The following is a 22,648-nucleotide window of genomic DNA, read 5'->3' on the forward strand; positions in this document are numbered from 1 at the left end:
TTACCCGCGAAAAATCCAACGCGGTGCATGGCACCGGCTGCGCCGGTGTTCGCGGCTGAAGCCGCTCCCACAGGCTCCCTGCTAATACCTGGCCGCGCCGGATTCATCGTTCGTGACGCGCCACCCAGCGCAGCAATGCTGCAATCGGGACGCTGCGGTGAGCCTCGTGCCGGTAAGGCTTGCCTTCGGCGGTAAAGCGTTCGCGATAGCGGCTCAGCACCAGGCTCCGGCCATCGGCCGAAAGCCGGGCTTCCAGTTCATGCAGCAACAGCGGTTGCCGGGCAGCGCCTTCCAGGCGCCTGAACAGCAGCATGGCGGCTTGGGCATCATTCTTCACGGGCACCCCCTGCACAATCCACTGGCCACGCTCCCGGCTCGCCGGCCTTGCCTTCTGCCACCCGGTTGCTGCGCCGCTGCGCGGTGTAATCACGCAGCGCAAGGTAGTAGTCAGGCCAGGTGCGCAGCAGGTCTGTCAAAGGCAGTGCTTCGGCCCGTGTATCGACGATGCCGCCGGCTGTGGCTACGTTGCCCATGGTTTCGACGGTATCGCTGTTGCCGCTAAACGGGTCCAGTGCCAGGCCCAGCAGCGTGCCGGTGGCATCGCGCAGGTTGTGGGTGCCCAGCAGCGGCAACTCGACGATGGGGCCAGCGGCGATGTTCCACACCCCGAAGGTCTGGCCAAAGTCCGAGCGATGCTGGCTCAGCCCCATCTTGCCAGACACATCGACCAGCCCCGCCACACCCAGGGTGGTGTTGAAGATGAAGCGGGAGAGGCTGGTCATCGCTCGTTCGCCGTTGCCCTGCAGCAGGTCGTTGACGAACACCTTGGGCTCACCGAAGTTGCTGGCAAAGTTGTGCATGCCCTGCCGGGCAAAACCGGGCAGCGCGGTGTAGCCCCTGGCGACGGGGGCCAGCAGATAGTCGTCGACCGTGCGGTTGAAGGCGAATACGGCGCGGTTGGCGGGCTCCGCCGGGTCACTGACCTGATAGGCGACATTGCCGCAGGCCGCCGTGGCCGGTGCACGTTGGCTGCAGCCTCCCGCCGCAAGCAGCGACAAGGCCAGCGCGGCAGAGCGCGCTGAGCGGGAGGCGGATGATGAAAGGGACATGGATACATTCCTGGCAAGAACTGGCGCCGATGCTGCGCGGTTTTCTTTGCCTGGAAATGTCTGGATTTTCTCGGCGTCGACACTTTGTTACCAAGTTGAAATATATGACGGTTGCGCGGGGATGGCCTTAAAGTACGGCTTGGTAACCTTGTATTGCGGTGCTTTTTTGTGAGCCATTTGCTGATAGTCGACGATGATGTCGAGGTGCTCGACCTGCTGCAGAAGTTTCTCTGCCAGCATGGCTACGAGGTTGATGTGGCCACGGATGGCAAGGGGCTCTGGCAAGCCGTTGAGCGGCGGGTGCCGGACCTGGTCATCCTGGATGTGATGCTGCCTGGCGACAGTGGCCTGGTGTTGTGCCAGCGCCTGTTGGCCGAGCACAAAGTGGCAGTGATCATGCTCACCGCCATGGGCGAGTTGAGTGACCGGGTGGTTGGCCTGGAGCTGGGGGCAGACGACTACCTGACCAAACCGTTCGCCGCCCGTGAACTGCTGGCCCGGGTGAGGGCAGTGCTGCGCCGTGCCGGGGAAGCGGCCGGTGGCACGGCGAGCCATGCCTGCGCGACCCTGGAGTTTGCCGGGTGGCGGCTGGATGTGGTGCGGCGCGAACTGCGTTCGCCGGACAACGTCATGATCCCTCTGTCCAACGGTGAGTTCGAGCTGCTGCTGGTGTTCGCCGAACATCCGCGGCGGGTGCTCAGCCGCCAGCAGTTGCTGGATATGGCTCGTGGCGATGCGTATGACGCCTATGACCGAAGCATCGATGTCCAGGTGAGCCGGCTGCGCCGCAAGCTTGAAACCGACAACGGCAACGAGCCCTTGATCCGTACCCTGCGAAATGCCGGTTACCTTTTCACGCCCACGGTCGCGAAGCGATGAAGCTGCTGGCCAGGGTTCGCCAGGCGCTGCCAAGGCCCAGGATCACCATTGCCCGCTGGATCGCGCTTACCACCCTGACGGCGATGCTGTTCCTGCTGCTGCTCAAGGGACTGTTCAGCCTGCTGTTGAGTGCCTGGGCGCAGCCTCCGCTGCTGGAGAGCGGGGTTATCGAGAAGGTTGCAGCGGTTACCCGCATCCTCGACGCCGCGCCCATGGCGCAACGTGCCAACATCGCCAGTGCGGCGGGCGATGGCTCATACTCCGTGCGATGGTTGCGTCGGCATGACGAAGCGGACGTGCCAGTGCTGGTCGATGCCGAGTTCAGCGAGGGCACGCCTATCCTGCGCGCGCTGCTCAAGCGCCCGGATGCCAGGGTCGAGGCCTTTGCACCGTCCGACATGCCGGAATACGCACCTGAGCGCGGCTATGCGCTGATGATCGAGCTGAGCGACAAGTCCTGGGTGCTGTTCCGCGCCACCAACCGTAGCTGGGGGCTGGATGAACTGCCTCGCAACCTGATCATCCTTGGCCTGATGCTGGTTTCCAGCCTTGCCGTCGCGCTGCTGGCCACGCGCTACCTGGCCAAGCCGCTGGAGCGCTTTGCCGAAGGGGCGCGGCGTTTTGGCAAGGATTTCAACGCCCCGCCCATTCCGGTGGTCGGCCCGCACGACCTGCGCCAGGCCATTCTCGCGTTCAATGCCACCCAGGCGCAGCTCAAGCATTTTCTCAACGACCGCACCCAGATGCTCGCGGCCATTTCCCATGACTTGCGTGCACCGCTGACGCGCATGCGCTTGCGCGCCGAGTTCGTCGACGATGCCCAGCTGCAGGCCAAGTTGTTCAAGGACGTCGACGAGATGCAGGCGATGGTCGATGCGGCGTTGGAGTTCTTCCGTGATGATGCACGGCTGGAACAGACGACCGTATTCGACCTGGGCGAGTTGCTGCTGACCGTGGTGGACGACTTCAAGGACGCGGGGGTCGAGGTCGGCCTCAGCGGGCCGCGCCGCTGCGTGTACACGGGGCGGCCAGTGGGTATCAGGCGTGTGCTGGTCAACTTGATCGACAATGCAGCGAAGTACGGCTGTGAGCCAACGGTGGTGCTGGCGGTGAGCGCCAGGCAGATCGAGATTACCGTGCTGGATCGCGGGCCGGGCATCGCGCCGGAGCTGCATGAGCAGGTATTCGTGCCGTTCTACCGTATCGAAGGTTCACGCAACCGCAATACCGGTGGCGTTGGGCTGGGCCTGCCCGCAGCACGGGCCATCGTGCTGGAGCAGGGTGGCAGCATGACCCTGGGCAACCGCCCGGGCGGTGGGCTGGAAGTCAGGATCATGCTGCCGCAGGGTTGATCAGAGCCCCATTTCGCTGAGCCCTGGGTGATCATCCGGGCGCCGGCCCAACGGCCAGTGGAACTTGCGCTCGGCTTCGCTGATAGGGTGCTCGTTGATGCTCGAATGACGGTTCTGCATCAGCCCGTCGTCGGCAAACTCCCAGTTCTCGTTGCCATAGGCACGGTACCACTGGCCGCTGTCGTCGTGGTACTCGTAGGCATAGCGCACGGCAATGCGGTTGCCGGTGAAGGCCCACAGCTCCTTGATCAGGCGGTACTCCAGTTCATGGTTCCACTTACGCGTCAGAAACGCCTCGACCTCGGCACGGCCACGCGGGAACTCGGCGCGGTTACGCCACACGGTGTCGACGGTATAGGCAAGCGCAACCTTGGCCGGGTCGCGGCCGTTCCAGCCATCCTCGGCCAGGCGGACCTTTTCGATGGCGCTTTCGCGGGTGAAGGGCGGCAGGGGTGGACGGGACATCGCGGTACTCCTCAGTTCGATTGGCTTGTAGGAGAGTAGTAGCCGCTGACCGAACAGAGAATGGGTGCGCCTGGCACATCATAATTGCAGTGCGTGGAACAATGCCGAGGTGCCATGCCAGGCGCGCTCTTGCAGGGGGGCTCTATCTGGCTGCGTCGGCTGCGGTTTTCCCGGCAGCCTTGCTACGCCCGCCCAGCCACACCAGCAGCAGCCCGGCAGCCGCCAGCACGCCACCTGCCATCGGCACTGCCGCATAGCCCAGGTTCAGGCTGATCACCGCACCACCCAGCGCCGCGCCCACGGCATTGCCCAGGTTGAACGCGCCCACGTTGATCGACGAGGCCAGCCCCGGTGCTTCGATGGCGGCGGTCATCACCCGCATCTGCAGCGGCGGTACCACGGCAAAGGTGAACATGCCCCACACCAGCAAGGCGATGGCGGCGCCGATGTGGCTGCCCAGCACCAGCGGCATCAGCAGCATGATCACTGCCAGTGCCGCGAGGAAGATCCGCGCCGCCCCATCCAGCGACCAGTCGGCCAGGCGGCCACCCAGGCTGTTGCCCAGGGTGAAGCCCACGCCGATCAGCACCAGGCCCAGAGTGACGAAGCTGTCCGAGGCGCCGGTCAGTTCGGCCAGTACCGGTGCGACATAGGTGTACAAGGTGAACATGGCGCCGGCACCGAGCACGGTGGTGGCCATTGCCAGCAGCACGCTGGGCCGGGCGATGACCGCCAGCTCCTTGCGCACGTGCGGCACGCTGCCACGCTCACCCTTGGGCAGGGCATACCACAGCGCGGCCATGGCCAGCAGGCCCAGCATGGCAGTACCGGCAAAGGCCATGCGCCAGCCGACCTGCTGGCCGATCCAGGTGGCGGCCGGCACGCCGCCGATGTTGGCAATGGTCAGGCCCATGAACATGGTGGCCACGGCACTGGCCTGTTTCTCCTTGGGCACCACGCTGGCAGCCACTACCGCACCAAGGCCGAAGAACGCGCCGTGGTTGAGGCTGGTGACCAGGCGCGAGGCGAGCAGGGTGTAGTAGTCCGGCGACAGCGACGAAAGCAGGTTGCCGAGGGTGAAAATGGCCATCAGCGCCATCAGCGCGGCGCGCTTGCCGAAACGGCTGAACAGCAGGGTCATGATCGGCGCACCGACCATCACCCCGATGGCATAGGCGGTAATCAGCATGCCAGCGCTGGGGATGCTGACATCGACACCTTGGGCAATTACCGGCAGCAGGCCCATTGGGGTGAACTCGGTGGTGCCGATGCCGAAGGCGCCGATGGCCAAGGCAAACAGGACGTGCCCGCTCTTCATTGCGCGTGCTCCTGTCATGGGGTGGCCTCCGTCAGTTGGGTTTTTGTCTCATGGAATTGTGGCAATACGTATTCGGCGATTTCGCGCAGGGTTTCGTCCAGCGGCCGCACGTTACGCCGCAGGTGCAGGCCGATATGGTCGACACCCGCCGCGCGCACGGCGCCGAGCTCGGCCGCCAGCGCCTTGCGGCCGCCGCGGAAACCGAAGCGCCAGCGTTGCAGCGGTTCGTCGGGGTTGTCCGCCAGGTCCAGATGGATGAAGCTGCTGTAAGGCTTGTTGCCCGCCACCGCGCGCCAGGCGGCGACACGGTGCCGGTGGTCGTCCGGTGTGCCGGGGTAGGCCAGGCAGCCGTCCAGGTTGCTGCCGATCCATTCCGGGCTCTGCTGGGCCAGGCCGGCTACCAGCAACGGCAGCGGCGAAGCGGTACTGGGTAGCACGGCCAGCCCTTCGGGCAGGTGGCCGTTGGCACCATCACGCAGCAGCGCGACCTGTTTGCGGAATGCGTTGCCACGCCCCTCGAAATCCCGACCGAATAGCGGGTACTCCACCGGCCGGTCACCACTGGCCACGCCCAGCAGCAGGCGGTTGCCACTGAGGCGCTGCACGCTGTTGGCCGATTTAAGGGTCAGCAGCGGTTCGCGAATCGGCAGCACCACGGCAGCCGTGCCGAGCAGGATGTCGCGGGTTACGCCGGCCAGGTAGCCGAGGTACGCAAACACCTCGAACACCTGGGCGGCGTCGCCGAACGAAGGGTCGTACAGCGGCACATCGCGGACCCACAGGGCGCGGTAGCCCAGGCGATCGGCCAGTTGTGCCAGTGCTGCGTGGCGGGCCAGGTCAGGTTCGCCGAACTGGCGGCCGTCACGGCGCCGCGCCTGGTCGCCGGCGGGCGTCCAGTCTTGGTCCAGCGGTGCTTCCAGGCCGATGCTGAAGCCGCCAGCGGTCAGGCGTTCGAGGGGCGTGGTCATGGTATCAGTCCCAGATTGGCGCCAGGCCGTCAGGGCTGACTTCGCGACCATTGCGCTCGAGCTTGGCGATGCGTGCCATGTCGTCGGCGTCCAGCTTCAGGTCACGGGCGAGCAGGTTGCTGGCCAGGTTTTCGCGCTTGGTCGACGACGGGATCACTGCGTAGCCCAGCTGCAGGGCCCAGGCCAGGGCAACCTGAGCGACGGTGGCCTTGTGCTTGGCGGCGATGTCGGCCAGTACCGGATCTTTCAGCACCTTGCCGTAGGCCAGGGTCATGTAGGAGGTGACGGTGATGCCTTGCTCCTTGAGGAAGGCGGTCAGCTTGCTGTTCTGCAGGTACGGGCTGAGTTCGATCTGGTTGGTGGCGATTTCGCCTTTGCCGACCACTTCGATGGCTTGGCGGGTCAGGTCGATGTTGAAGTTGGACACGCCGATCTGGCGGGTCAGGCCCAGCTTCTTGGCTTCGGCCAGGGCCGCCATGTACTCGGGCAGCTCAACGCCGTTGCCCGGGGCAGGCCAGTGGATGAGCAGCAGGTCGACGTAGTCGGTGCGCAGCTTCTGCAGGCTGTCGCGCAGGCTGGGGATCAGCTTGTCGGCGGCGTAGTTTTCGACCCATATCTTGGTGGTGATGAACAGCTCGTCGCGCTTGACGCCGCTTTCGGCGATGGCCTGGCCGACGTCGGCTTCGTTCTGGTAGATCTGCGCAGTGTCGATGACCCGGTAGCCCAGTTCCAGGGCCGACTTGACCGAGTCGATGACGGCTTGGCCGGTGAGGCGGAAGGTGCCGAGGCCGAAGGATGGAATGCTCATGGATCTGCTCCTGGTGAGTAAGGGAGGTGAACTGAACCGAGACTCAAGGCTCGGGCTGTTCGTGTGGGAGCAGTGTGCGGGTTTGGCGGGGATTGATTAAGCTGGGGCAGGGCCAAGGTCCTTTGTCCTGCAGTCAAGAATAGGTGGGCCGATCGTGAGCGAACGCCAGGCAATTCATTCCGCTCCCTGGCGCCCGCTGAAGGGCGACAGGGGCAGGCAGATGCAATCATCAGTCGTCGATCAACGCCGGGTTGGACTGCAGCAACCACAGGTTCCGCAGCGACTGGACCTGCTGCTCGAGCCTGGAGCCAAGGCCAAGACGTCGCGCCTGCCGGTCCTGGGCCAGGAACTCGTCGAGCATGTCGAGCAGGTCGCGTGACTGTGCGGCCGAGGCAGAGGTGGTCATGTCAGACTGCAGTTCGGCTTGCTGGTAGGTGCGTACACGCTCCTGCTGACTGGCCTGCTGGGTGGCAGTGGCCTCGACCAGGACATTGTTGACAAAGCCTATGCGGGTCGAACTGCTGGCTTGGTCATGCACCTCATGATAACGGTAGTCCTGCGATTTGCTGTCGAGCGTGAGTTGCAGCTCTACCCAGGGGTTGAGGCTCTCGTGCCAAGAGGCCTTCAGCGTGCTCTGCTGGTCCTGTTGCAGGCTCAGGTTCGCTGCGCCGCCATTGCGGGTGGTGGTCTGTGAAACGGTGTAATCGAAGCTGTCTATCTCATGCGGGCGCATGGGGTTGGTTCGCTGCTCGGGTGTAGTGAGCGAAGCATTGAAATCGGCCATGCCACTGAGCAGCAGGCGGCTGGTCTTGTTTAGCCAGGTGTCATGATTGGCTGGGCGCAGGGCTGCGTCGTCCACGCTATTGAGCTGGCGGAATGCATCTTTGAACAGCGTCATCAGCTGTTCATTGCCGTGCCCGCGTTGCTGCGCGGCGTCGAATTGGGTCAGGTAGTTCGACACTGCTGCTTGCCGTTGCGCCTCGCTGCCGAGCAAGGTGCCGCCTTGGGTGTCGAAGTTCATTTTCACATTGCCGGACGGTGCCTGGAGTTCCAGGCTGCGCGTATGCTCGTCCATTTGCAGGGCAAACGTCTGCCGAGCACCGCCTGCGGTTTCCAGCTGTGCCTTGAACTGCAGGCCGGTGAAGAGTGCGGGGTCTAGCTTGACCAGCGCGCCGAGCTTCAGGCCAGGGGGTTCCTGAGCAAGGCCGTTGAGGGCACCTTGGAAGCTGTCCGCCATCTTAGTCAGGCCGTCGAGTTCGCCGGCGGTCAGGTTGCCACCGAGCACCTCGGCATCTACCGCCAAGCCTCTGTCGCTGTTGTAAAGCCCCAGTGAAACGGTCGCGCCGGAGGCCGTGTTCAGGGTGAAGGTCACGCTGTCCGTGGCGAATTCGCGCAACCTGGCCTGTTGAAGCCCAAGCAGCATGGGTTCTGTTGCCGCAGCGCTGTCAATTGCCAAGCCTGATTGGGAAATGCGTTGCCCGCCATTGGCTGCCAGTTGTTCCAGCAATGCTGCGCCCAGTCCCTGGAACCGGGATGCGGTGGAGGAGGACTGAATCGCGCTGTACATGTTCAGGCTCAGCCTGTCGATGCCGTCATGCTCCCAGACATAGCGAACCTGCCCACTGCCGAGGGTACCTTTGGCATTGTAAATGCCGATGTCGGTGCTGGGCGGCGACTGGCCTATGCTGACCTTGCTGCTTGCAGCTGTGGCGCTTGCGGCTTTCACGGCATTGCCTGGTGTTACCGTGGAAGCGGGAAGGTAGGTCTGCGTCGTGCGTATGATCGGTGTAATCGGATTCATTCACGCTCCCTGCGCTTTACTGATACGTTCCTGCGTGATGTCGGCAAGCCATCGGCGAACTTGAATTCTCGATCAGGAAACGCAACGGCCCGCCATGAAGGCGGGCCGTCTGGCATTGCAAGGTGACGATCAGCGGCGGCGGAACAGCGGCAGCGGCTCGTCGGTGGCGGCCTGGTAGGTCACCGAGAAGTCCTTCAGGCTTTGCAGTGCGTCTTCCGGGTCCTTGTCGGCCCGGATGGCAAATGCGTCGAAACCGCAACGGGCCATGAAGAACAGCTGGTCGCGCAACACGTCGCCAATGGCGCGCAGCTCGCCCTTGAACTTGTAGCGGTCACGCAGCAGGCGCGCATTGGAGTAGTTGCGCCCGTCTGTGAACGCCGGGAAGTTCAGTGCGATGACCTGGAAGTGCTGCACCTCTTCGCCGATTTCTTCGGCTTCTTCGTCACTGTCCAGCCATATGCCCAGCCCGCCGTCGCGGGCCTTGAGCGCATGGGCATGGTCGCGCCACATCTGCAGCGGGACGATGTAGTCGTCGCAGTTGGTCAGCTCGTCAAAGGACGTTTCCTTGGGCAGTAGATGCCAGGTTTCGTCGACGATCTGGTTGTTCTTAATGATTCGCTGCATAGACGCGTTCCTTGAAGGGGTCGATGCCGATACGCTGGTAGGTGTCGATGAAACGCTCTTCCTCGGTACGTTGCTCGACGTACACGGCGATCAGCTTCTCGATCACATCGGCCATGTCATCCTGAGCGAAGGACGGGCCGAGGATCTTGCCCAGGCTCGCGCCGCGTGCGGCATTGCCGCCCAGCGACACCTGGTAGAATTCCTCACCCTTCTTGTCCACGCCGAGGATGCCGATGTGGCCCACGTGGTGGTGGCCGCAGGCGTTCATGCAGCCGGAGATGTTCAGGTCGATCTCACCGATGTCGAACAGGTAGTCCAGGTCGTCGAAGCGGCGCTGGATGGATTCGGCGATCGGGATCGACTTGGCGTTGGCCAGCGAGCAGTAGTCACCACCCGGGCAGCAGATGATGTCGGTCAGCAGGCCGATGTTCGGGGTGGCAAAGCCGCTTTCGCGCAGTTCCAGCCACAGGGCGTGCAGCTGGCGCTGCTCGACGTCGGCCAGAATGATGTTCTGCTCGTGCGAGGTCCGCAGGAAGCCGAAGCTGTAGCGCTCGGCCAGGTCGGCCACGGCGTCCAGCTGCTTGTCGGTCAGGTCGCCCGGGGCAACGCCGGTGGGCTTCAGCGACAGGGTCACGGCCACGTAGCCAGGGCGCTTGTGGGCGCGGGTGTTGCGCGAGCGCCAGCGGGCGAAGCCTGGGTACTCGGCGTCCTGGGCGGCATAGTCGAAGTTGTCCAGGGCCAGGTAGGCCGGGTCGACGAAGTGGCGCGATACACGCTGCACTTCGGCTTCGGTCAGGGTGGTGCTGCCGCCACGCAGGTGGACCATTTCGGCCTCGACCTTTTCGGCGAACACTTCCGGGGTAAGTGCCTTGACCAGGATCTTGATCCGCGCCTTGTACTTGTTGTCACGGCGACCGTAACGGTTGTACACGCGCAGGATGGCGTCGAGGTAGCTGATCAGGTCCTGCCACGGCAGGAACTCGTTGATGAACGAACCCACCACCGGGGTACGGCCCAGGCCGCCACCGACCAGTACACGGAAGCCCAGCTCGCCAGCGGCATTGCGCACCGGCTCCAGGCCGATGTCGTGCACTTCGATGGCGGCGCGGTCTTCCTGCGAGCCGTTGATCGCAATCTTGAACTTGCGCGGCAGGTAGGCGAATTCCGGGTGGAAGGTGGTCCACTGGCGGACGATCTCGCACCACGGACGCGGGTCGATGATTTCGTCTGCGGCCACACCGGCGAACTGGTCGGTGGTGGTGTTGCGCAGGCAGTTGCCGCTGGTCTGGATTGCGTGCATCTGCACGGTGGCCAGTTCGGCGAGGATGTCCGGGATGTCTTCCAGGGCCGGCCAGTTGAACTGCACGTTCTGGCGGGTGGAGATGTGGGCATAGCCCTTGTCGTAGTCGCGGGCGATCTTGGCCAGGGTGCGGACCTGGGTGGCGTTCAGCTGGCCGTACGGCACGGCGACGCGCAGCATCGGTGCGAAACGTTGGATGTAAAGGCCGTTCTGCAGGCGCAGAGGGCGGAATTCTTCTTCGCTCAGCTCACCGGCCAGATAGCGGCGGGTCTGATCACGGAACTGCTTGACGCGGTCCTCGATGATCCGCTGATCGTACTCGTCGTATACGTACATAAAAGTCCTGTCTCAGGCATGCAGCTATTCGCGCGCACGGCCGCGCACTCCGCTTCGGAGCCGGGGAACGATAGCAGGTTGCGTTTATGCGCTAAAGTGATGTTTTTGCATATGAAAAGAACCAAATGGACTATGTGAGACTGAATGCCATTTGTGTGCTCGGTATGGCCTGGCGTTTATAATCCGATGTTTGCTTCGCAGGGATGTCAGCCCATGCTCAAGGCATTGTGCCAAAGCTTGTGTCTTGTCTTGCCGCTGGCGGCAAGCGCGCAGCCTGTTTCGGTGGTTTTCCTCAACCCGGGCCTGTCCACCGAGACGTTCTGGACCAGCTATAGCCGCTTCATGCAGGCCGCTGCGCACGACCTGGGCATGACCCTGCGCGTGGAGTACAGCGAACGCCGCGCCGACCTGGCGCTGACCCACGCCAGGGCGATCCTGGGAGGGCCGCAGCGCCCGGATTACCTGGTGCTGGTCAACGAGCAGTACGTGGCGCCGGAGATCATCCGCCTGTCGCGCGGCAGCGGGGTCAAGCTGTTCCTGGTCAACAACGGCCTGACTGCCAGCCAGGCCCGCAGCATCGAGGCCCAGCCCGGCAAATACGCCGAGCTGCTGGGCACCTTGACTGCCAACGACGAGCAGGCGGGCTTCCAGATGTTGCACCAGATGGTCGCGCAATTGCCCCGCGACAGTGGCCCGGTGGACCTGCTGGCGTTTGCCGGGGTCAAGACCACCCCGGCCTCGCAGCTGCGAGAGGAGGGCATGCGCCGCGCCCTGGCCGACTTCCCCCAGGTGCGCCTGCGCCAGGTGGTATATGGCGGCTGGAGCCGCCAGCGCGCCTACGAGCAGGCGCAGCAACTGCTGGAGCGCTATCCGGCCACCCGCCTGGTGTGGTCGGCCAACGACGAAATGGCCTTTGGTGCCATGCAGGCGTTCGAAGAGGCGGGGCGTACGCCGGGGCGCGATGTGCTGTTCAGCGCCATCAACAGCTCGCCCGAGGCCCTGAAGGCACGTATCGACGGGCGCCTCAGCGTGCTGATGGGCGGGCATTTCAGCCTCGGCGGCTGGGCCATGGTGATGCTGCACGACGATGCCCTGGGGCTGGCAGTGAACCGTGATGGCCTGCGCGAGCATCGCGTGCCGGTGTTGCAACCGATCGACCAGGGCAAGGCGAGCCGATGGCTGAAACTCCTGGAACAGCCCGACTACGGCATCGATTTCAAGCATTACAGTGCCGAAGGGCGGCCGCCCGATTACCAGTACCCGTTTCTGACATCACCGATCAATTATTGAAAGACCTTGCTTGAGGGAAGGGCATTGCTCGTCTTAACTGCTGGTGGTGAAGTGCATTCCCATAACCACTACAAGAGGCAATGCAATGGGAAACTCAACCAAGGTCCGCAAAGCTGACAGCAGCGTCGATGCCTGGGCGATCCTCTGCCTGATCGTTCTGGTGGTGGTCACTGCCGTGTATTGGGTCAGCCACCAGTAGACTTGTACTCAAGATCGTGATGCAACCAGAGCGCCTGCGGGAGGGAGTCCCGCAGGCGTTTTTGCTTTGCCTGTGCCGGCCCTTTCGCGTGCTTGCCCGCTCCCACAGGTAAATCACTGCCCTTCAAGGGCTAGCGAGCAAGGTGCATGGCCAACTGTACCAGGCCGATCAGCACGGCAATGAACACCAGTGTGAACAGCGTCCCCAGCGCAATGAAATGGCTGGCCTTGCCGTGTGTGAAGTCGCGGGCGCGGTTCTTGCCGCTTTGCACGCCGAAGGCGGCAGCGAGGATGCTGTGCAGCATCTGCCAGAAGGTAGGGGGCTTGCCCTGGCTGGAATCGTCCATGGTGGCTCCTGAGGAAATCAGAGGCAATCAGGGACAGTGTAGGTGGCTATTGGGGCTGCTGTGCAGCCCATCGCGACACAAGGCCGCTCCTACAAGGGATTGAATTCTCCTGTAGGAGCGGCCTTGTGTCGCGATGGGCCGCAAAGCGGCCCCAAGGGTCTTAGCTGTCGTAACCCAGGTTAGGCGCCAACCAGCGCTCGCTCACACTCACATCCTGGCCCTTGCGCGCGCTGTAGCGCTCGATCTGGTCCTTGTCGACCTTGCCCACCGCAAAGTACTGCGCCTGCGGGTGGGCGAAGTACCAGCCGCTGACCGCCGCCGCCGGGAACATCGCGAAGTGGTCGGTGAGGAACACGCCGCTCGGCCCGGTCTCGCCGATGGCAGTGCCATCAAGCAGGCGGAAAAGGGTTTCCTTCTCGGTATGGTCCGGGCACGCCGGGTAGCCGGGCGCCGGGCGAATGCCGCGGTACTGCTCCTTGATCAGCGCCTCGTTGTCGAGGTGTTCGTCGCGGGCATAACCCCAGTGCTCTTTACGCACCTGCTCGTGCAGCCATTCGGCACAGGCCTCGGCCAGGCGGTCGGCCAGGGCCTTGACCATGATCGAGCTGTAGTCGTCGCCCTTGTCCTGGTAAGCCTTGGCCACTTCCTCGGCACCGATGCCGGCGGTGGTGATGAAACCGCCGACGTAATCGGTAACGCCGCTGGTCTTCGGCGCGACGAAGTCGGCCAGCGACCAGTTGGGCTTGCCGTCCGGCTTGATGGTCTGCTGGCGCAGGTGGTGCAGGGTAGCCAGGGCCTGGCCGTCCTCGCCGTACACCTCGATATCGTCATCGGCCACCTGGTTGGCCGGCCAGAAGCCGAACACCGCGCGGGCGCTGATCAGTTTTTCGTCGATCAGCTTGTCGAGCATCTCGCGGGCATCCTTGTACAGCGCCGTGGCCGCCTCGCCGACCACTTCGTCGGTGAGGATGCGCGGGAACTTGCCGGCCAGGTCCCAGGAGATGAAGAACGGGGTCCAGTCGATGTACTCGGCCAGGGTGCGCAGGTCGATGTCTTCCAGCACCTTGACGCCGGTGAAGGAGGGTACCGCTGGCTGGTAGCCGGCCCAGTCGTATTGCGGCTTGGCGGCGATCGCCTGGGCATAGCTCAGGCGCTCGGTACGGGCACTGCGGTTGGCGGTGCGCTCGCGTACTTCCTCGTATTCCTGACGGGTCTTCTCGACAAAGCCGGCTTTCAGCTCCTTGGACAGCAGCTGGGTGGCAACGCCCACCGCACGCGAGGCGTCGGTGACGTAGACCACGGCGTCGTTGCTGTACTTGGGCTCGATCTTGACTGCGGTATGCGCCTTGGAGGTGGTGGCGCCGCCGATCATCAGCGGCAACTGGAAGCCCTGGCGCTGCATTTCGCGGGCAACGTGGACCATCTCGTCCAGCGACGGCGTGATCAGGCCGGACAGGCCAATGATGTCGCACTTCTCGTCACGGGCGGTTTGCAGGATCTTCTCGGCCGGCACCATCACGCCGAGGTCGACGATGTCGTAGCCGTTGCAGCCGAGCACCACGCCGACGATGTTCTTGCCGATGTCGTGCACGTCGCCTTTTACCGTGGCCATCAGGATCTTGCCCTTGGCTTCCGGCTTGTCGCCTTTCTCGGCTTCGATGAACGGGATCAGGTGCGCTACCGCCTGCTTCATTACCCGGGCCGACTTGACCACCTGGGGCAGGAACATCTTGCCCGCGCCGAACAGGTCGCCGACCACGTTCATGCCATTCATCAGCGGGCCTTCGATCACTTCGATCGGGCGGGTGCACTGCTGGCGGCATTCTTCGGTGTCTTCGACGATGAACGCGGTGATGCCCTTGACCAGCGCGTGCTCCAGGCGTTTTTCCACCGGCAGCGAGCGCCACTCTTCGTTTTCCACTTCCTTGGTTGCGCCGCCGCCCTTGTAGTCGTCGGCGATGGCCAGCAGTGCGTCGGTGCCATGCGGGGTACGGTTGAGTACCACGTCCTCGACCTTTTCACGCAGGGCAGCCGGGATCTCGTCATAGATCTCCAGCTGGCCGGCGTTGACGATACCCATGGTCAGGCCGTTCTGGATCGCGTGATACAGGAACACCGAGTGGATGGCTTCACGCACCGGGTTGTTGCCACGGAACGAGAACGACACGTTGGATACACCGCCCGAGCTCAGGGCGTGCGGCAGGTGGTCGCGGATGTAGGCGCAGGCCTCGATGAAATCGACGGCGTAGTTGTTGTGCTCTTCGATGCCGGTGGCGACAGCAAAGATGTTCGGGTCGAAGATGATGTCTTCCGGCGGGAAGCCCACTTCATTGACCAGAATGTCGTAGCTGCGCTGGCAGATTTCCTTCTTGCGCGCGGCAGTGTCGGCCTGGCCGACTTCGTCGAAGGCCATCACCACCACGGCAGCGCCATAGCGCTTGCACAGGCGGGCGTGGTGCTTGAACTGCTCGACGCCTTCCTTCATGGAAATGGAGTTGACGATGCCCTTGCCCTGGATGCACTTGAGGCCCGCTTCGATCACTTCCCACTTGGACGAGTCGATCATGATCGGCACGCGCGAGATGTCCGGCTCGCCGGCGATCAGGTTGAGGAAGCGGACCATGGCGGCCTGGGAGTCGAGCATCCCTTCGTCCATGTTGATGTCGATCACCTGGGCGCCGGCCTCGACTTGCTGCAGGGCGACTTCCAGGGCTTCGGTGTAGTTCTCTTCACGGATCAGCCGGGCGAACTTGGCGGAGCCGGTGATGTTGGTGCGCTCGCCGACGTTGACGAACAGCGACTGGCGGTCGATGGTGAACGGCTCCAGGCCCGACAGGCGGCAGGCCTTGGCGATTTCCGGAATCTCGCGCGGCTTGTACTTGGCCACGGCCTCGGCGATGGCCTGGATGTGGCCCGGGGTGGTGCCGCAGCAGCCGCCGATGATGTTGAGGAAGCCGCTGGCGGCGAATTCCTCGACCACCACGGCCATTTCCGCCGGGGTTTCGTCGTATTCACCAAAGGCGTTCGGCAGGCCGGCGTTGGGGTGGGCCGAGACATGGGTGTCGGCCTTGGTCGCCAGCTCTTCCAGGTACGGGCGCAGGTCCTTGGCGCCGAGGGCGCAGTTCAGGCCCACGGAAATCGGCTTGGCATGGCGCACCGAGTTCCAGAACGCTTCGGTGGTCTGGCCCGACAGGGTACGACCCGAGGCGTCTGTGATGGTGCCGGAGATCATGATCGGCAGTTCGATGCCGTCTTCCTCGAACACCTGCTGCACGGCGAAGATCGCCGCCTTGGCGTTGAGGGTGTCGAAGATGGTCTCGATCAGCAGCAGGTCGGCGCCACCCTCGATCAGGCCGCGGGTGGCCTCGGTGTAGTTCGTTACCAGTTCGTCGAAGGTGACGTTGCGGTAGCCGGGGTCGTTGACGTCCGGGGAAATCGAGCAGGTGCGGCTGGTAGGGCCGAGCACGCCGGCGACGAAGCGCGGCTTGTGCGGGGTTTCCAGGGTCTTGGCATCGGCCACCTGGCGAGCGATGCGCGCGCCCTCGACGTTCAGCTCGTAGACCAGCGACTCCATGCCGTAGTCGGCCTGGGAAATCTGCGTGGCGTTGAAGGTGTTGGTTTCGAGGATATCGGCGCCGGCATCCAGGTAGGCCTTTTCGATGGCTGCGATCACATCCGGGCGGCTGAGCAGCAACAGGTCGTTGTTACCCTTGACATCGCTTGGCCAATCGGCGAAACGCGTGCCACGATAGTCGTGTTCCTCGAGCCGGTAGCTTTGGATCATAGTACCCATGCCGCCGTCGAGGATCAGGATGCGCTCCTTGAGTGCGTTCTGGAGTGCTTGGAGACGAGCGCTGCGGTCGGACATAGGAACTACCTGGTCGGGCAAATTTCAGAAGGTGCAGAATCATAACAAAGCTGCGCGGTTTTTAGGCGCATCGCCCATTTGCATGAAAATGGCTCATGTTGGGCGGGCGTCGGCGAAGCAGGGCACCCAAGGACGACCAGGCAACAAATCGTGATGGCTTTCAATACCCAGGACTTTCCGCACATGGTGCATCGTATTCTTGCCGGCGTTTTCGCCCTGCTCATCAGCAGTGTGGCGTTCGGGCAAGCCCCCCAGTCGAGCCCGGCCATTTCCTACACCCGGGACATTCAACCGATCTTCATCGAGAAATGCGTGGCCTGCCACGCCTGCAACGACGCCGCCTGCCAGCTGAAGCTGGAAAGCCCCGAAGGCGCCGTGCGCGGCGCCACCAAGGTTCCCGTGTACCAGGGCGAGCGCAGCAAGGCAGTGCCCACCACGCGGCTGTTCTACGACGCCCATAGCGAGGGCGAGTGGCGCAAGAAGGGCTTCTACTCGGTGCTCGACAACCAGGGCAGCCAGGCCGCGCTGATGGCGCGCATGCTCGAGCTGGGGCACAAGACCCCGCTCACGCCCAATGCCAAGCTGCCCGAGGAAATCGTCCTGGGCCTGAACCGCAACAACATGTGCCCGTTGCCGCATGAGTTCGATGCCTATGCCGGCGCTCACCCCAAGGAAGGCATGCCACTGGCGGTGACCGGCCTGACCGACAAGGAATACGACACCATGCGCCACTGGTTGGCCGCCGGTGCACCCGTCGAGTACCAGCCGATCAAGCCAAGCGCGGCCGAAGCCAAGCAGATTGCCGACTGGGAAGAGCTGCTCAACCGCCCGGGTTCCACCGAGGCGCTGGTCGGCCGCTGGCTGTACGAGCACCTGTTCCTGGCGCACATCTATTTCGTTGGTGGCGAGCAGGGCCACTTCTTCCAGTGGGTGCGTTCGCGTACACCGAGCGGTCAGCCGGTCGACCTGATCGCCACGCGCCGCCCCAACGACCCGCCGGGCACCGACTTCTACTACCGGTTGATCCCGGTGCAGGGCGTGATCGTGCACAAGACGCACATCACCTATCCGATGGGGCCGCAGAAGCTCAAGCGGGTCAAGCAACTGTTCTACGCCGGCGACTGGCATGCCACCGCGCTGCCAGGCTACGGCCCGCGCCACCGGGCCAACCCGTTCGAAACCTTCGAAGCGATCCCGGCAGTGGCGCGCTACCAGTTCATGCTGGATAACGCCGAGTACTTCGTGCGCACCTTCATCCGTGGCCCGGTATGCCGTGGGCAGATTGCCACCGACGTGATCCGCGACAACTTCTGGGCGCTGTTCCAGGAGCCGGCCCATGACCGCTACATCACCGATGCCAAGTACCGTGGCGAGGCCACACCGCTGCTGGCCATGCCTGGGCAGATCGATGACGTGGGCAGCGTGCTGAGCCTGTGGCACGCCTACCGCGACAAGCGCAACGAGTACGAAAAACTGCGCCGCGAAGCCTACGCCGACATGCCGGCCCCGGGCTGGGCGACGTTGTGGGCCGGTAACGACAACGCGTTGCTGAGCATCTTCCGCCACTTCGACAGCGCCTCGGTGACCAAGGGCCTGATCGGTGATGTGCCGCTGACCGTGTGGCTGTTCGACTACCCGTTGTTCGAGCGCACCTATTACCAGCTGGCGGTCAACTTCGATGTGTTCGGCAACGTCTCGCACCAGTTGCAGACGCGCCTGTACTTCGACCTGATCCGCAACGGCGCCGAGGTCAACTTCCTGCGCCTGATGCCGGCCGACCAGCGCAAGGCGATCCTCGGTGACTGGTACCAGAACAGCGGCAAGGTGAAGATGTGGATGGATTATGAAGACATCGACACCGACACCCCGAGCGGTATCCAGCTCGACCCGCGCAACCCCAAGCGCGACTTCGGCCTGAAGCTTCTGCAGCGTACCGGCAGCCTGAACGCCGCGCCTGACCCGATCAACCGCTGCCAGGGTGCGTTCTGTTCACGGCCGCAGGTGAGCGAAGAGTTCCGCAATGCCGAACAATCGCTCAGCCGCCTGGTGTCGCGCCCGGCTGCGGGGTTGAAGGTGATCAGCCAGTTGCCCGAAGCGACCATGCTGCGCATCGAAGGGCAGGGCGGCCAGCGCCAGGTATACAGCCTGCTGCGCAACCGCGCGCACAGCAACGTGGCGTTCCTGCTGGGCGAGGCGTACCGCTACCAGCCGGGGCTGGATACCTTGACCTTGTACCCGGGCGTGCTCAGCAGCTACCCCAACTTCATCTTCAACATCCCGACCAGTGATGTGCCGGAGTTCGTCGAGGACATGGAGTACGCGAAAGATGACCCGGCCAGGTTCGAGCGCATCGTCATGCGTTGGGGTGTGCGTCGCAGTCACCCAGAGTTCTGGCGCTACTTCCATGACCTGAACAGCTTCATCAAGGAGACCGAGCCGGTCGAGGCGGGCGTGCTGGACATGAACCGCTACGAGAACCTCTGATCGGTTTGGCTGACCTTTCCGATTACCCTGCGGTCGGAATGGGTGGGTGGTCCGGGGGCTGCTGTGCAGCCCGATCGCCGGCCAGCGTCCACAGGGGCCGCACATGCCTGAAGGCTGCGCAGTCCTTGTGGGAGCCGGCTTGCCGGCGATGGAGCGCAACGTGCTCCCAAAGGCCTCAATGCACCGGCAAGCGCAGGGTACTCCATGCTGTATTCGCTTCAAGCACTGCGGGCGTTCGCCGCCTGGGTGGTGGTCTGTCACCATTTCATGCAGATTTTCTTCGACTTCCAAGCCTCCGGCCCTATCGGCCAACTGCTCAGCGACCGCGGCGCCGCAGGCGTCGACATCTTCTTCGTCATCAGCGGGCTGGTCATCTACCTGTCGACCTGCGACAAGGCCATCGAGCCCCGCCAGTTCCTGCTCAACCGGGCGCTGCGTATCGTCCCGGCCTACTGGTTCTACACGGCGCTGATGGCAACCCTGCTGCTGGCCTTCAGCCAATGGATGCCACACCAGGCATTCACCTGGCACCACCTGCTGCTGTCGCTGCTGTTCATCCCGGCGGAAAACCCCGGTGGCTACGGCTTGTACCCGACCCTGAACGTGGGCTGGACGCTTAACTTCGAGATGTTCTTCTACCTGCTGTTCGGCCTGGCCTTCCTGGTGCGCCGCCGTCATCACCAGTTGCTGGTCACCGCCGCGCTGCTGCTGGCCAGCGAGCTACTGGGCCGACTGGGCGTGCTCAGCCGCTTCTACGGCAACGACATCATCTACGAATTCCTGCTCGGCATCGGCCTGGGCGTGCTGCACCGTCGCGGCCTCATCCACCAGGGCCGCTTGCTACCGTTGGCGTTACTGGCAGTGGCAGGCCTTGCCATCTACCACCTGGACGCTTCCTGGCGCTTGCTGCACTGGGGCCTGCCGAGCGCAATGATCGTGCTGGCCTTCGTCGCCCTGGAGCCACTGTTCCGCGGCAACCGGCTGCTCAAGGCGCTGGGCGACTGTTCGTATTCGGTGTACCTGGTCCATGTGCTGGTGCTGTACGCCGGCTGGTTCGCCAGCCAGCGCCTGCAGTTGAACCCGTACCTGGTGTTCGCCCTGTGCGTGCCGTCCATTGGACTAATGTCGTGGTTCAGCTACCAGTGGCTGGAGCGCGGGCTGTACCGGCGCATGCAGGCCTGGCTGGCGGCGCCAAGGGGGCAGGCCCCTGAATATGCGCTTTCCCGAGTCAAATACTAGGACTTTGTTCGAAAGCCGGGTTGGCGTACACTTGGCCGCAAGTCTGTGAGGAACCTACATGAGCGCTATAACCATTACCGACGCCGCCCATGACTACCTGGCCGATCTGCTCTCCAAGCAGAACACGCCTGGCATCGGCATTCGCATTTTCATCACCCAGCCGGGCACCCAGTACGCCGAAACCTGCATCGCCTACTGCAAGCCGGGCGAAGAGAAGCCTGACGACACCGCCGTGGGCCTCAAGAGCTTCACCGCTTACCTGGACGCGGTCAGCGTGCCCTTCCTGGAAGACGCGCTGGTCGACTATGCCACCGACCGCATGGGTGGCCAGCTGACCATCAAGGCACCGAATGCCAAGGTGCCGATGGTCAACGAAGACAGCCCGATCAACGAGCGCATCAATTACTACCTGCAGACCGAGATCAACCCCGGCCTGGCCAGCCACGGCGGCCAGGTGAGCCTGGTGGATGTGGTCGACGACGGCATTGCCGTGCTGCAGTTCGGTGGTGGTTGTCAGGGGTGTGGCCAGGCCGACGTGACCCTGAAGGAAGGCATCGAGCGCACCCTGCTCGAGCGTATTCCCGAGCTGAAGGGCGTGCGTGACGTGACTGACCACAGCCAGAAAGAGAACGCCTACTACTGAGGCTGGCGCGCTCCGGAAGGGGCGCGTTTAACCCGTTTCCTTAGCAACAAAGTGTTACTGTTTCAACCCCTGCGACAACAGGCCGCAGCCCGTATTCAAAGGGCTGCAGCCAATCCTCGCCTTCGTCGGGTAGAACCCCTTGGGGTGTCATGCCAGAATGCCCCGGTTTTTCGACCGGCCCGTCCCGAGGGCCGGCACCTTCCCTGTAAAGGATGGTTTCATGAATGATCTATATACCCGGCGCGCAGTTGTCGCCGGGATGGGCGTTCTCGGGCTTGGCCTGCTGGCAGGCTGCAGCCCGGCCCGGGGGCTCGAGTTCAAGTACGGCAAGAACATGAGCAACGAAATCCTTGGGCGCAAGTTCAGCCTCAAGGACACCCAAGGCAATGTGCGCACCCTGTCGAGCTTCTACGGCAGCATGCCGATGATCTTCTTCGGCTTCACCCAGTGCCCGGCCGTGTGCCCGACTACCCTTGCGCGCGCGGCGCAAATCCGCAAGCTGCTGCGCGGCCGCGATCGCGACCTGTTCCAGGTGGTGTTGATTACCCTGGACCCGGAGCGAGACACCCCCGAGGTGCTCGATGCCTACGTTAAAGCTTTCGACCCGTCGTTCACCGCGTTGACCGGCACCCCCGAGGAAATCGCCGCGGTGGCCAAGGAATTCAAGGTGTTCTACGAGAAAGTCCCGGCCGGTGATACCTATACCGTCTCTCACTCGTCCACCAGCTACGTCTACGATACGCGTGGCACCCTGCGCCTGAGCCTGGGCCATTCCCTGACCGCCCAGGAATGCGCCGAAGACCTGGTCACACTGATGGAGATCTGCTGAATGTCGATGCAACCGATCAAGCACGGCCTGGCTGCCCTGGTCCTGATGGGCCTGGCACTGCCGGCCCTGGCCCAGACCACCGTAAGCGACGCCTGGGTGCGTGCGACCGTGCCGCACCAGCAGTCCACCGGTGCCTTCATGACCCTGACCGCCAGCAGCGACAGCAAGCTGGTGGGCGTGGCTTCGCCTGTGGCCAAGACTGTGCAGGTGCACGAGATGACCATGAACGGCGATGTGATGGGCATGCGTGAGGTCAAGGCGGTCGAGTTGCCAGCCGGCAAGGCGGTTACCCTCGACCCGAACAGCCTGCATGTGATGCTGATGGGCCTGAACAACCAGGTGAAGGAAGGCGAGAAGGTGCCGCTGACCCTGAGCATCGAAGATGCCAAGGGGGCCAAGGAAACCCTGGACGTGCAGGCCGAAGTGCGTGCGCTCAACGCCGAGGCGGGCGGCGGGCATGATCACATGCACATGAAGCACTGATCAGGCTGAAACCTTTTGGGGCGCAAAGCGCCCCCGGTTCAATCAGCTGCGAAACTTGGGCAGCGGCCTGTCGAGGGTCAGCGAGGTCAAGGTCTTGCGGACCTGGGCCTCATCGGCCTCCAGGGCCTTGAGGCTTGCGCGGATCTTGCCGGCGGCGGGCACGTCGCCCTGCCGGTCGATCCAGTCGGCTATCTCCTTGCAGGCACTGCTCAGGCAGGCCTGGCGCTGGTTCATCAGCGACAGGAGGGTGGTGAGCTCTCGTTCGGACATGGCAGGATCCTCCATTCAGCCTTGTCAGTGTAGCAGT

General features: G+C 63.6%; 20 protein-coding genes. 8 read left to right on the top strand and 12 right to left on the bottom strand.

Annotated features, from left to right (window positions below; translation table 11 throughout):
• Positions 1 to 103 precede the first annotated feature (103 nt).
• Complete coding sequence (locus tag ACK1U9_RS10860) at positions 104 to 337, bottom strand: hypothetical protein (protein WP_256573704.1); 234 nt, start codon at positions 335 to 337, stop codon at positions 104 to 106.
• Positions 327 to 1,109, bottom strand: coding sequence for an MlaA family lipoprotein (locus ACK1U9_RS10865; RefSeq protein ID WP_085600241.1), 783 nt, complete (start codon positions 1,107 to 1,109; stop codon positions 327 to 329). The genes ACK1U9_RS10860 and ACK1U9_RS10865 overlap by 11 nt, the downstream gene beginning before the upstream one ends.
• Positions 1,110 to 1,277: 168 nt before the next feature.
• On the opposite strand from ACK1U9_RS10865, the gene ACK1U9_RS10870 reads away from it, so the two are divergent.
• On the top strand, positions 1,278 to 1,988 hold the full coding sequence (locus tag ACK1U9_RS10870; RefSeq protein ID WP_108480337.1) for a response regulator: 711 nt from the start codon (positions 1,278 to 1,280) through the stop codon (positions 1,986 to 1,988).
• A complete protein-coding gene (locus ACK1U9_RS10875) occupies positions 1,985 to 3,340 on the top strand; it encodes an ATP-binding protein (RefSeq protein ID WP_196173753.1) in 1,356 nt (451 codons plus the stop codon). Before ACK1U9_RS10870 ends, ACK1U9_RS10875 begins: the two co-directional genes overlap by 4 nt.
• Here the strand turns inward: ACK1U9_RS10875 and ACK1U9_RS10880 are convergent, their stop codons facing one another.
• From ACK1U9_RS10880 to ACK1U9_RS10910, 7 genes are all read right to left on the bottom strand, one after another.
• Positions 3,341 to 3,805, bottom strand: coding sequence for a nuclear transport factor 2 family protein (locus ACK1U9_RS10880; RefSeq protein WP_046615704.1), 465 nt, complete (start codon positions 3,803 to 3,805; stop codon positions 3,341 to 3,343).
• Between the two features lie 142 nt (positions 3,806 to 3,947).
• Complete coding sequence (locus ACK1U9_RS10885; protein WP_046615703.1) at positions 3,948 to 5,123, bottom strand: MFS transporter; 1,176 nt, start codon at positions 5,121 to 5,123, stop codon at positions 3,948 to 3,950.
• Between the two features lie 14 nt (positions 5,124 to 5,137).
• On the bottom strand, positions 5,138 to 6,091 hold the full coding sequence (locus tag ACK1U9_RS10890) for a TIGR03571 family LLM class oxidoreductase (RefSeq protein WP_449109888.1): 954 nt from the start codon (positions 6,089 to 6,091) through the stop codon (positions 5,138 to 5,140).
• A 4-nt stretch (positions 6,092 to 6,095) separates the two neighbouring features.
• Complete coding sequence (gene dkgB / locus ACK1U9_RS10895) at positions 6,096 to 6,899, bottom strand: 2,5-didehydrogluconate reductase DkgB (protein WP_046615701.1); 804 nt, start codon at positions 6,897 to 6,899, stop codon at positions 6,096 to 6,098.
• Positions 6,900 to 7,128: 229 nt separating this feature from the next.
• On the bottom strand, positions 7,129 to 8,625 hold the full coding sequence (locus tag ACK1U9_RS10900) for a hypothetical protein (protein ID WP_449109889.1): 1,497 nt from the start codon (positions 8,623 to 8,625) through the stop codon (positions 7,129 to 7,131).
• Between the two features lie 204 nt (positions 8,626 to 8,829).
• Positions 8,830 to 9,324 carry a DUF934 domain-containing protein gene (locus tag ACK1U9_RS10905; RefSeq protein ID WP_046615699.1) on the bottom strand — a complete coding sequence of 165 codons (495 nt, stop codon included), beginning with the start codon at positions 9,322 to 9,324 and terminating at the stop codon, positions 8,830 to 8,832.
• Positions 9,308 to 10,960 (bottom strand): nitrite/sulfite reductase, encoded by a 1,653-nt coding sequence (locus ACK1U9_RS10910; RefSeq protein ID WP_046615698.1) that lies wholly within the window; start codon positions 10,958 to 10,960, stop codon positions 9,308 to 9,310. Before ACK1U9_RS10910 ends, ACK1U9_RS10905 begins: the two co-directional genes overlap by 17 nt.
• Before the next feature lie 213 nt (positions 10,961 to 11,173).
• Here ACK1U9_RS10910 and ACK1U9_RS10915 point away from each other — a divergent pair, with 213 nt between their 5' ends.
• Positions 11,174 to 12,250: an ABC transporter substrate-binding protein gene (locus tag ACK1U9_RS10915; protein ID WP_046615697.1), complete on the top strand. Its 1,077-nt coding sequence runs from the start codon at positions 11,174 to 11,176 to the stop codon at positions 12,248 to 12,250.
• A 329-nt stretch (positions 12,251 to 12,579) separates the two neighbouring features.
• Here ACK1U9_RS10915 and ACK1U9_RS10920 read toward each other — a convergent pair whose 3' ends face one another.
• Together ACK1U9_RS10920 and metH are read right to left on the bottom strand one after the other, a co-directional pair.
• On the bottom strand, positions 12,580 to 12,795 hold the full coding sequence (locus ACK1U9_RS10920; protein WP_046615696.1) for a DUF2970 domain-containing protein: 216 nt from the start codon (positions 12,793 to 12,795) through the stop codon (positions 12,580 to 12,582).
• Between the two features lie 160 nt (positions 12,796 to 12,955).
• Positions 12,956 to 16,663, bottom strand: coding sequence for a methionine synthase (gene metH / locus ACK1U9_RS10925; protein ID WP_046615695.1), 3,708 nt, complete (start codon positions 16,661 to 16,663; stop codon positions 12,956 to 12,958).
• A gap of 183 nt (positions 16,664 to 16,846) precedes the next feature.
• On the opposite strand from metH, the gene ACK1U9_RS10930 reads away from it, so the two are divergent.
• The 5 genes from ACK1U9_RS10930 (at position 16,847) to ACK1U9_RS10950 (ending at position 22,341) form a co-directional block, all read left to right on the top strand.
• Positions 16,847 to 19,147, top strand: coding sequence for a fatty acid cis/trans isomerase (locus ACK1U9_RS10930; protein ID WP_449109904.1), 2,301 nt, complete (start codon positions 16,847 to 16,849; stop codon positions 19,145 to 19,147).
• Positions 19,148 to 19,351: 204 nt separating this feature from the next.
• Positions 19,352 to 20,386 (top strand): acyltransferase family protein, encoded by a 1,035-nt coding sequence (locus tag ACK1U9_RS10935; RefSeq protein ID WP_196173757.1) that lies wholly within the window; start codon positions 19,352 to 19,354, stop codon positions 20,384 to 20,386.
• 58 nt (positions 20,387 to 20,444) lie between these two features.
• Positions 20,445 to 21,029 carry a Fe-S biogenesis protein NfuA gene (gene nfuA / locus ACK1U9_RS10940; RefSeq protein WP_003250416.1) on the top strand — a complete coding sequence of 195 codons (585 nt, stop codon included), beginning with the start codon at positions 20,445 to 20,447 and terminating at the stop codon, positions 21,027 to 21,029.
• Positions 21,030 to 21,249: 220 nt separating this feature from the next.
• Entirely contained in the window at positions 21,250 to 21,858 is a 609-nt protein-coding gene (locus tag ACK1U9_RS10945) for an SCO family protein (protein ID WP_024086651.1), read from the top strand.
• A complete protein-coding gene (locus ACK1U9_RS10950) occupies positions 21,859 to 22,341 on the top strand; it encodes a copper chaperone PCu(A)C (protein ID WP_046615693.1) in 483 nt (160 codons plus the stop codon).
• A gap of 42 nt (positions 22,342 to 22,383) precedes the next feature.
• On the opposite strand, the gene ACK1U9_RS10955 is transcribed toward ACK1U9_RS10950, so the two are convergent.
• On the bottom strand, positions 22,384 to 22,611 hold the full coding sequence (locus tag ACK1U9_RS10955; protein WP_003260451.1) for a hypothetical protein: 228 nt from the start codon (positions 22,609 to 22,611) through the stop codon (positions 22,384 to 22,386).
• Between the last annotated feature and the right edge of the window lie 37 nt (positions 22,612 to 22,648).

This window comes from Pseudomonas sp. XP1, from assembly GCF_053557675.1.

What these genes read in the sequence shown, in the direction of transcription:
- ACK1U9_RS10865 (WP_085600241.1), bottom strand. Translation starts at nt 1,109, where the DNA reads ATGTCCCTTTCATCATCCGCCTCCCGCTCAGCGCGCTCTGCCGCGCTG.
- ACK1U9_RS10875 (WP_196173753.1), top strand. Translation starts at nt 1,985, where the DNA reads ATGAAGCTGCTGGCCAGGGTTCGCCAGGCGCTGCCAAGGCCCAGGATC.
- ACK1U9_RS10915 (WP_046615697.1), top strand. Translation starts at nt 11,174, where the DNA reads ATGCTCAAGGCATTGTGCCAAAGCTTGTGTCTTGTCTTGCCGCTGGCG.
- ACK1U9_RS10890 (WP_449109888.1), bottom strand. Translation starts at nt 6,091, where the DNA reads ATGACCACGCCCCTCGAACGCCTGACCGCTGGCGGCTTCAGCATCGGC.
- ACK1U9_RS10945 (WP_024086651.1), top strand. Translation starts at nt 21,250, where the DNA reads ATGAATGATCTATATACCCGGCGCGCAGTTGTCGCCGGGATGGGCGTT.
- ACK1U9_RS10880 (WP_046615704.1), bottom strand. Translation starts at nt 3,805, where the DNA reads ATGTCCCGTCCACCCCTGCCGCCCTTCACCCGCGAAAGCGCCATCGAA.
- ACK1U9_RS10950 (WP_046615693.1), top strand. Translation starts at nt 21,859, where the DNA reads ATGTCGATGCAACCGATCAAGCACGGCCTGGCTGCCCTGGTCCTGATG.
- ACK1U9_RS10930 (WP_449109904.1), top strand. Translation starts at nt 16,847, where the DNA reads ATGGTGCATCGTATTCTTGCCGGCGTTTTCGCCCTGCTCATCAGCAGT.
- metH (WP_046615695.1), bottom strand. Translation starts at nt 16,663, where the DNA reads ATGTCCGACCGCAGCGCTCGTCTCCAAGCACTCCAGAACGCACTCAAG.
- ACK1U9_RS10935 (WP_196173757.1), top strand. Translation starts at nt 19,352, where the DNA reads ATGCTGTATTCGCTTCAAGCACTGCGGGCGTTCGCCGCCTGGGTGGTG.
- nfuA (WP_003250416.1), top strand. Translation starts at nt 20,445, where the DNA reads ATGAGCGCTATAACCATTACCGACGCCGCCCATGACTACCTGGCCGAT.
- ACK1U9_RS10885 (WP_046615703.1), bottom strand. Translation starts at nt 5,123, where the DNA reads ATGAAGAGCGGGCACGTCCTGTTTGCCTTGGCCATCGGCGCCTTCGGC.
- ACK1U9_RS10955 (WP_003260451.1), bottom strand. Translation starts at nt 22,611, where the DNA reads ATGTCCGAACGAGAGCTCACCACCCTCCTGTCGCTGATGAACCAGCGC.
- ACK1U9_RS10910 (WP_046615698.1), bottom strand. Translation starts at nt 10,960, where the DNA reads ATGTACGTATACGACGAGTACGATCAGCGGATCATCGAGGACCGCGTC.
- dkgB (WP_046615701.1), bottom strand. Translation starts at nt 6,899, where the DNA reads ATGAGCATTCCATCCTTCGGCCTCGGCACCTTCCGCCTCACCGGCCAA.
- ACK1U9_RS10920 (WP_046615696.1), bottom strand. Translation starts at nt 12,795, where the DNA reads ATGGACGATTCCAGCCAGGGCAAGCCCCCTACCTTCTGGCAGATGCTG.
- ACK1U9_RS10905 (WP_046615699.1), bottom strand. Translation starts at nt 9,324, where the DNA reads ATGCAGCGAATCATTAAGAACAACCAGATCGTCGACGAAACCTGGCAT.